Annotated in this window: 11 protein-coding genes; 3 read left to right on the forward strand and 8 right to left on the reverse strand. The window is 30.9% G+C overall.

Translation table 11 applies throughout. From position 1 onward, the window contains the following. Positions 1-24: 24 nt before the first annotated feature. Genes Q0C16_RS01735 through Q0C16_RS01755 form a run of 5 tightly spaced genes read right to left on the reverse strand, consistent with a single transcriptional unit; the run spans position 25 to position 2,771 of the window. The gene (locus Q0C16_RS01735) at positions 25-603 is read right to left on the reverse strand and encodes an XTP/dITP diphosphatase (RefSeq protein ID WP_292319320.1); all 579 of its coding nucleotides are present in this window, start codon (positions 601-603) and stop codon (positions 25-27) included. Beyond that, a complete protein-coding gene (locus tag Q0C16_RS01740) occupies positions 572-1,264 on the reverse strand; it encodes a Kae1-associated kinase Bud32 (RefSeq protein WP_292319321.1) in 693 nt (230 codons plus the stop codon). Before Q0C16_RS01740 ends, Q0C16_RS01735 begins: the two co-directional genes overlap by 32 nt. Beyond that, positions 1,243-2,247, reverse strand: coding sequence for a KEOPS complex N(6)-L-threonylcarbamoyladenine synthase Kae1 (gene kae1, locus Q0C16_RS01745; protein ID WP_292319322.1), 1,005 nt, complete (start codon positions 2,245-2,247; stop codon positions 1,243-1,245). Before kae1 ends, Q0C16_RS01740 begins: the two co-directional genes overlap by 22 nt. 6 nt (positions 2,248-2,253) lie before the next feature. Next, on the reverse strand, positions 2,254-2,439 hold the full coding sequence (locus Q0C16_RS01750) for a 30S ribosomal protein S27ae (RefSeq protein WP_292319323.1): 186 nt from the start codon (positions 2,437-2,439) through the stop codon (positions 2,254-2,256). A gap of 5 nt (positions 2,440-2,444) precedes the next feature. Further along, positions 2,445-2,771: a 30S ribosomal protein S24e gene (locus Q0C16_RS01755; protein WP_292319324.1), complete on the reverse strand. Its 327-nt coding sequence runs from the start codon at positions 2,769-2,771 to the stop codon at positions 2,445-2,447. Positions 2,772-2,962: 191 nt separating this feature from the next. Here Q0C16_RS01755 and Q0C16_RS01760 point away from each other — a divergent pair, with 191 nt between their 5' ends. Beyond that, on the forward strand, positions 2,963-4,516 hold the full coding sequence (locus Q0C16_RS01760; protein WP_292319325.1) for an NAD(P)H-hydrate dehydratase: 1,554 nt from the start codon (positions 2,963-2,965) through the stop codon (positions 4,514-4,516). Continuing rightward, on the forward strand, positions 4,503-5,012 hold the full coding sequence (locus tag Q0C16_RS01765; RefSeq protein ID WP_292319326.1) for a class I SAM-dependent methyltransferase: 510 nt from the start codon (positions 4,503-4,505) through the stop codon (positions 5,010-5,012). Before Q0C16_RS01760 ends, Q0C16_RS01765 begins: the two co-directional genes overlap by 14 nt. A gap of 5 nt (positions 5,013-5,017) precedes the next feature. Here the strand turns inward: Q0C16_RS01765 and Q0C16_RS01770 are convergent, their stop codons facing one another. The 3 genes from Q0C16_RS01770 to Q0C16_RS01780 form a co-directional block, all read right to left on the reverse strand. Beyond that, positions 5,018-5,284, reverse strand: a complete 267-nt coding sequence (locus Q0C16_RS01770; protein ID WP_292319327.1) for a hypothetical protein — start codon at positions 5,282-5,284, stop codon at positions 5,018-5,020. Positions 5,285-5,382: 98 nt separating this feature from the next. After that, positions 5,383-6,381: a radical SAM protein gene (locus tag Q0C16_RS01775; protein WP_292319328.1), complete on the reverse strand. Its 999-nt coding sequence runs from the start codon at positions 6,379-6,381 to the stop codon at positions 5,383-5,385. Between the two features lie 265 nt (positions 6,382-6,646). Then, positions 6,647-6,817: a hypothetical protein gene (locus Q0C16_RS01780; protein ID WP_292319329.1), complete on the reverse strand. Its 171-nt coding sequence runs from the start codon at positions 6,815-6,817 to the stop codon at positions 6,647-6,649. A gap of 344 nt (positions 6,818-7,161) precedes the next feature. Here Q0C16_RS01780 and Q0C16_RS01785 point away from each other — a divergent pair, with 344 nt between their 5' ends. After that, a complete protein-coding gene (locus Q0C16_RS01785) occupies positions 7,162-8,145 on the forward strand; it encodes an AbrB/MazE/SpoVT family DNA-binding domain-containing protein (RefSeq protein WP_292319330.1) in 984 nt (327 codons plus the stop codon). The last annotated feature ends 92 nt before the right edge of the window (positions 8,146-8,237 follow it).

Raw genomic sequence — 8,237 nt, forward strand, 5'->3', positions numbered from 1 at the left:
TTAAATTAATATGTAACAAAAACTTTAAGAATTTATAATCCAATTTCCAAAAGCTAATGCAGCCTTAGCTCTATGGGAATACTTATTCTTTTCTTGAATATCCATTTCCGCAAATGTTTTATTTGCATTATAAGGTATGAAAATCGGATCAAAACCAAATCCATTATATCCTCTAGGATTTTCGCTTATAACTCCTTCAATGGTACCCTCAAATACTTTAAATCCTTTTTCATAAACATAAACAAGGCTAGTTTTAAAAGTTGCACCCCTATCTTTAATTCCTTCCATTAATTTTAATATGCCTTTAATTCCTATCGTTTTGTAAACATAGCTTGTATATGGCCCTGGAAAATTTGATAAAGACTTAATATAGAGTGCGGAATCATCTACAATTAAAGGTATTTTTATTTCATTATATGCATTTATAGCTGCATATATTGCAATTTGTTTTATGTCATCATTTTGAATTTCTATCTTTTTTGCGTTGCATTTTTTAAGTTTTATTTTAAAATTATTTAGAACTTCTTGGATTTCATTTATCTTTTCTTGATTTTCTGAAACTATACAGATTTCAAGGTTTCCACACTGTTTTTCTTTCTCCAACGTAACGTCCCCTTAGCTCTATTTCTCTTGATCTTTTAATTATTTCTTCTCCTTTATCAGAGCCTAGATGGTCAATATATCCTTTCCGAAATTCATTGAATATAATAGACGAAATTCTAGCATGGGTACTCTCAACTGCTCTTTTGTAAAGATGAATATCAACAGCTCTATCTTCTATGTTTGCAGAGTATTCTGATAAACCGAAATCTATTATATAGACCTCTTGCTCCTTTATTATTATATTAGATGTTGTAAAATCGTTATGGACTATACCAGACTTGTGGATTTTTGCAAGTTCTTTTCCAGCCAAATATGAGAACTTTAATGATTCATCGTTACCATTAATTAACAGGTCTTTAAGTGTTATGCCATAAATATATTCCATCACTATTACCCCTATAGAAGGATAAACAGCGTAAATTCTAGGTACATTGACACCATTGGCGTATGCAATAGATAAAATCTTAGCTTCTTTTTTGGTCCTAGAGTATCTCAATTCTATATCAAGATCTTCTTCCATGTAATCTTTTTTGGTCCTAATTTTGTATATTGCTTTTACATCAGCAAAGCTACCTAGTCTTATTTCTGATTCAGCTCCTCTTTTTAGCAATTGAAATTTCAAAAAGCTCTCTAAGTTTATTAAATCGTTGAATAATACCAAGGAATATCAACCTCATCTATTCTCCATCTCTGGTTAATATATGCCTTTTCTGGGTCAATTTTTATTCCATATTTCAATTCGTACAAAGCTGTTAATGCTATCATAACTCCATTGTCTCCACTGTATTTAAAAGGTACTGGCATATAAGAGGCACCTTGTTTTAACGCCATCTTTGTTAGTTTTTCATTTAATAGTTTATTAGCGGCAACACCACCTGTAAGTATAATCTCTTTTTTATTCGTATGTGCAACGCATCTTTCAGTTACTTCAGATATTGATGAAAATGCTATTTCTCTTAATGTATAGCAGATATCATTTAAATTATAACCTTGTTTTTTCAACCTTATGGCATGAGTTAATAGTCCTGAATATGAAACATCTTGACCTTTGACAATATATGGGAAACCTTTCATAAATTTACCTTTATCTGCACACAAATCAACTACATGATTACCATTAACAATATAAGGGGGTCCTAGGTTTACTTCTCTGGCAAATGTATCTAATAAGTTTCCAAGTGCTATATCTAGTGTTTCTCCAAATACTCTATATCTGCCATCAACGTATGTTGTTACGATAGAATTACCTCCTGATACGTATAGGATTACAGGATCTCTCATCTTAGTTAAATATCTAGCAATTTCCAAGTGAGCAATACCATGGTTTACTGGAATCAATGGTTTATTATACTTAACTGATAAAGCTCTTGCTACAGAAGCGCCAACCCTGAGCTGAGGACCCATCCCAGGACCTAAGGCGACACCTATTCCATCTAAGTCATCTATGGAAATATTTGCTTTACTAATAGCTTCTTTTATAGCATTTCCCGCAACTTCAGAAAAAAATTGGGCAACTTCTCTAGGTAATATACCTCCCTTATTTGGGACATAGTTTTTTCTGGATTCTCCAACTATTCCTCTATTTTCGTCAAAAATTCCAACTCCAAAAGTATGGGCTGTTGATTCGATTCCAAGTACAATCAACTAGTTTCACTTTTTAATCACGAATTCTGTATATCCGCAATAGCCACATTGATATCTTTCAACTGGTTTTAAATGATGGGCCATTATATTGCCACATCTTGGACATTTCTTGTTCTTTAATACAACGCTGTTGCTTTTGTAATCAACTTGATATAGTGTATGTATGTACGCCTTTGGCTTTTCTTTTGCCATTTACCTCACCCCTCTAAAGTATAGCCTCCATTTCTTTCTACTATGTATTTCATTTCATACTTTTTAGCAAATTCAGGAGTATTATAAACATGTATATGTACATTGGAAAGTCCTTGACCATAGCTAGTCTGTATAGATTTAACAAATACAGATGAAATATCCTTATTATAAGCTTGAGAAACAGCTTTTCTAATAGCAATCCTAGACGGTGTTGATTTTAATTCGTGATAAACTAAGCCTCTGATTTCTATCCTTTCAAACAACTTATTTTCATTTTCTGATAATACTTCTAACCATATATTGTTATCAATACTGATCTTTTTTTGTGCCATTTTTAACACCTTGGATTAATATTCACCATAAATAGACTTGCTTTTTTAGCTTATAAGTCTTTTTGATAAAAGGCTATTTTAAATGACTTCAGCTTTATTTCCATGTTATTAGAATTATGATTTTATGTATTTGTAAACATTAAAATTAAACGTATTATCTAAAAAGGAAATATTATATTTGGGTGCTGGGTATGCCTAATATATGCGCTGGATTTATTAAGGAACCTCAAATTTTAAGCATTGAAGATATAAGAAGTTATGAAATTAATAACGTATATAATGGAATCCCCCTTTTGCTTTTGATGGAAAATGCTGGAAGAGCTGTTGCAGATGCTATAGAATGTAGAATAGGGGATTTGAAAAATAAAAGAGTTATAGTTTATGCAGGCAGAGGAGGCAATGGAGGAGATGCTTTAGTTGCTTCTAAGCATTTATCTCTTAGAGGAGCAGATGTAACAGTTTATATGCTATATGATTTTAACTTGATTGAACATCAAGATACTTTGGTTAATCTGAAGAGCCTAATTAATACCAAGCAATTAAAAATAATTCACTTACAAGATCCAAAAGAATATAAGCCACAGGACGCTGATGTTTTAATTGATGGAATACTAGGTATAGGAGTTAAAGGTAAATTAAGAGAGCCTATAGCGAGCGCATTAAAGGCATTTAATTCTTCAACAGGTTTAAGGGTTGCAATTGATGTACCTACAGGAGTTGATCCAGAAACAGGTAATGTCGCTGAGGGAGCGGCAATAGCCGATGTTACTATTACAATGCATTCATTAAAACCAGGACTAATTAAAGATGAAGCGAAACATTACGTTGGGGATATTATGGTTGCTGAAATAGGTATAATTAAAGACTCCGAAATATATAGTGGGCCTGGAGATGTATTATTTAGGATACCTAAAAGGCCAAAGGATGCAATTAAAGGTGGTAACGGAAAGGTTTTGACTATTGGAGGTTCATATCATTATTTTGGAGCACCGTATTATGCTTCATCTGCGGCACTTTTATCAGGAGCAGATCTATCATTTTTAGCTTCGCCGGAAAAAGTTGCAATCTCTGCAGCTCAAAATAATCCAGGTATAATTCCTTTTCCACTTGAGGGAGATTACCTTAATGAAAATCATATTAGTGAATTAGCTGAAGAAGCAAAAAGAGTTGATGTGGTCGCGATAGGTCCAGGGTTAGGTAATAAAGAAGAGACTAAAGAAGCAGTTATTAAATTGATTAATTTACTTAAAGGGAAGCCAATAGTTATAGATGCAGATGCATTAAAATCAATAGCTAATTCTGATATAAAGTTATGGGAAGAGGCAGTATTAACTCCTCATAGAGGAGAAGCCGCTTTATTAGCAGGAAGAACAGGAGATCCAGAAGAGCTGTCAATAGAAATTGCAAATAAATATAATGCAACAGTAATAGTAAAAGGTCCTGTGGATGTAATATGCTTACCTAAAGGTAAATGCAGATATAATAAAACAGGTCATCCAGCTATGGCAGTTGGAGGAACAGGTGATGTTTTAACTGGCATAATATCGGGATTTTTGTCTAGAAGAATTACTTTAATGAAAAACGCTAATACTTTGCATGTAGTTACTGCGGCAGCATATATATCTGGGAAAGCTGGAGAATTGGCTGTTAAAGAAAAAGGAGAAAATATAACCGCACTTGATGTTTTAAATAATATACAAAATGCGATTAAAGAAACAGAGGTATATACTCGTGGTTCAGGATGATGAAATAAAAACAAGATATGATTATACTTATGATGGTTATGATGAACTTTATGGTTTAGAGCAATGGAGAAAATATGATTTTTTGTTTTCAATAGTTTTACCTAATGGAATCGTAGCTGATATTGGTTGCGGAACCGGCTTATTAATTGAATATTTTTATAATAAAGGATTATTGGATAATGTTTCAAAATTTTATTGTTTAGATTATAGTGAAAACATGTTAAAAATTGCTCAGCGAAAAATTTTGAAATTATGTAAAAATAAGTGTATCGCGTTGCTTGGAAATGCGGAATTACTTCCTTTTAAAAATAAGAGCATAGATTTCTTATTTTCTATTTCAGTGATAAATTTAATTGACAACTATGAAAAAGCTATCAGTGAATTTAGAAGGGTTAGTAAAAATGCATTTGTTTCATCTATTAAAAAATTAAGGCAAGTGAATATTAATGGAAAATTGATAGGAGAGAATGATAAAGACTTATTTTATTGGTTATAGTTTTACTAGTTTCTTTGTTTGCATTCATTAAAAAACCATGGCGGAGATATATATAATGATGCGAATGGTCCTTTTTGTGAAAATAATGTAATTATATATGAATGACATAACTTGTTATCCTTTCTTGTGCAACATGCAAAACTAGGTTCTTGAGCTAGTTTATCAATATAAATATTAATATTTACCCCTGGGTAAATTTCCACCGTTATTATAGCATTATAACTTTTATTTTCTTTTTCTGTATATTTTAGCCAAGTCCTTGGGAGTCTCAAATTGATCTCCTATATTTTATTTGTAGAGAAAACCTTATATTGATTTATTATAACTTAATATAAAAATGCAATAAATTTAATATTAAAGTAAAACTATATTAAATATCTATTGTCTCTTCACTTATAATTGGTATTCTTGATCTTGTTGGATGAGATTCCAAAATTTTAACGCTGTATCCTTTATATAAATTCATATTTTTTGGATTAAACCTTATGATCTTATCATTTATATTGACTTCTCCCCATATAATAGTACCATATGATGTAATTTCTTCATACCATCTTTTATCATTTTTAGCTAATCTTATAAATCTATTTTTTGTTTGAACTGAATCTTTGAATGATGCTGGGCAAAAGTGAACATATATGTTGCTATTTAATTTAGCCCATTCTAAAACTTTCATAGCAGCTTCTATGGATCCTTTCGCTGTAAAAGGTCTTCTTTCATCTTCATTTAGACCTCTTGAAATTAAAGCAGAAGCATTGGGTTCAACAAACTCCATTTCATCCAAATTTACAAATGAACCTCCATATTTTTCTACGTCGTTAATAACTTTTATGGCCCAATTTTCTAAACCTTTAGCTATTGGTATTTCAGCACCAACCCTCATATTTGTTAATTTCGATGCGTATTCGATAGCTTTTTTGTATTCTTCCTTAACTGGGTGGAATCTAATTTCATCAAGGCCAGCTTTCCATAAAGATACCAATACATCCGGAGTAGCATATCTACCGCTTGTATATAGATGTATATGAAATTCTTTCCCAAATCTATCTTTTAGCATCTTAATAATTTTTAATGTTCTTGGAAATTTTGTTAAGGGATCTCCTCCAGTTAAACTAGCACCCATTGCTCCTTGTCTCTCAATCTCTAAAGTAACTTCTTCTAATGAACTAACTTTCTCTTCATTAATATAAATCAGATCTTTGCCAAACCTTTCTTTGCTTATTGGACAATAATAACAATTGTCTCCACATATGCCAGTAACAAATATTACAGCCTTTAATCCGGGAAAGCATAGTTCACAGCCTTTTTCCATTTTACCTATTACTAATGCTAATCTTTTGTCACCCTTTATTTCACTTCTGGAAATCATTTTTTTCACTTTCAAAGTTAGTTCTCTATTAATAATAAATTGAAGAAGTTTTAAATTATCGTATTATATAATATCATTATATTAATTTAATTGATTACTGATCTCTCTATTATTTATCTTTAATTAAAATTAATCTTCATGCTCTGTTAGTAATGAAATATATGTTTTAACTTAAATTACGAAATTAAATTGGATATTCCTTTATAAATTAAGTATTATAGGATCTACTCGGTTTTTTGAAAAATAATATAGATTAAAATATAAATTAAAGAATTTTTTTAATGTAAATACCTATAACGGAGCCAATTAGTATGTATATACCATTTAACAATAAAGAAATAATTATAAATAAAAGTCCCGGTATTCCAGCAACTTCACCTGCATAATAAGATATTTTAAGTATTGAACCCCCCATAACTATATTATAATTGGACAAACTGTGTATTTAGTATAGAATAACAAAATTTATACATTTTATCTATATATTTCGATTTATTTTAAAGGAATTTTATTATAAATTAAATATATCTCATTTGTTTGGTAGGAAATTGTTTTGTCCTAAATTCTACAGTTTTGTCCTAAATTCTACACAGGTCTCTTACAAAACATCATGAGTAATGATTTCCTGAGTCTCAAAGATTACACACTTTACTATTGTACTCTTCTTAAAATCATTATACGCTTATGTGCAGGAACTCCTTACGAAGATTTAATACATACAGATACTAATATATACGTAGAATAGTAAATAATTAATAGAATAATATGATGTGATTAGGTATGGGAATAATAGCTAGAAAAGTGCAGAGGTTGGGCGCATCTTCATATGTAATTACTCTTCCTCATTCATGGATAGAAGCTCATAATATAAAGCCAGGAGATACGGTTTATATTGTAGATGATGAGGATAAACTTTCTATAATTCCTTCACAAAAAGATGAAGAAAAAAGTAAAGCAGTTTACGAAATGGATTTAAGTAAAATTCCTATTCCTGAAATAGCTTCTCTAGCTATATATTGTTTGTATGTTCATAATTTAGGAGATACTATAATAAATTTAGGTCCATTAGGTAAAAAAGGTGTCGAATCAGCAAAGCAAGCCGCTCTATCTCTTTTAGGGCTTGATGTATTCGAATTAGGAGAATCAAAGATTATGATTAGACCTGTTATAGATGATTCTAAAATAGAAATAAAGCAAGTTATTAAAGGTTTAGGTATGATAGTTTCTGATATAGCTGGTATGCTCAAGGATGCCTTAATGGGACTAGATGTTACACAATCTTTACAATTAGGTCAGAAGGATTTGCTTAAATACCAGCATTTGGTTGAGAGACATGTTGTAGATACTATGCTTCATGGAAAGGGAGATGTGAGACTTCATGCATTAGTTTTAGGTAGTGGATTATTAGGAGTCGTTGGATATATTATATTAGATGCTGCAGACAAAGCTAACAAGTTAAAAATAAGATCAGATGAAATAGCTAGTTTGGTTCAAAACATAAAGGATATATTACCTCAATTGGGATCTATCGTAGCACAACCTAGTATAAAAAGAACTCAAGAACTTCTATTACAAACCATGGCGATAACAATGGATATAGAAGAGAGATCAATAAACTCAAAGGAATCAAGCCAAACTATAATATTAACTAAAATGGCAGACGCGCTTAAGCTCTTAGATGTTATTCTGTATGTGATAACCTGCAGCGCAGCTACTTCAGAAGAATATCTAAAAAAGGTTAATAATACTGGATTCAATGCTTGATTTTAGGTGAAGTTATTTTCCCCATTAAAGATTTTGCTATAACAAGTTTTTGTATTTCGTTTGTTCCATCACCTATTTCAATCATCTTTATG

The organism is Caldisphaera sp. (assembly GCF_023256325.1).
Taxonomy (GTDB): domain Archaea; phylum Thermoproteota; class Thermoprotei_A; order Sulfolobales; family Acidilobaceae; genus Caldisphaera.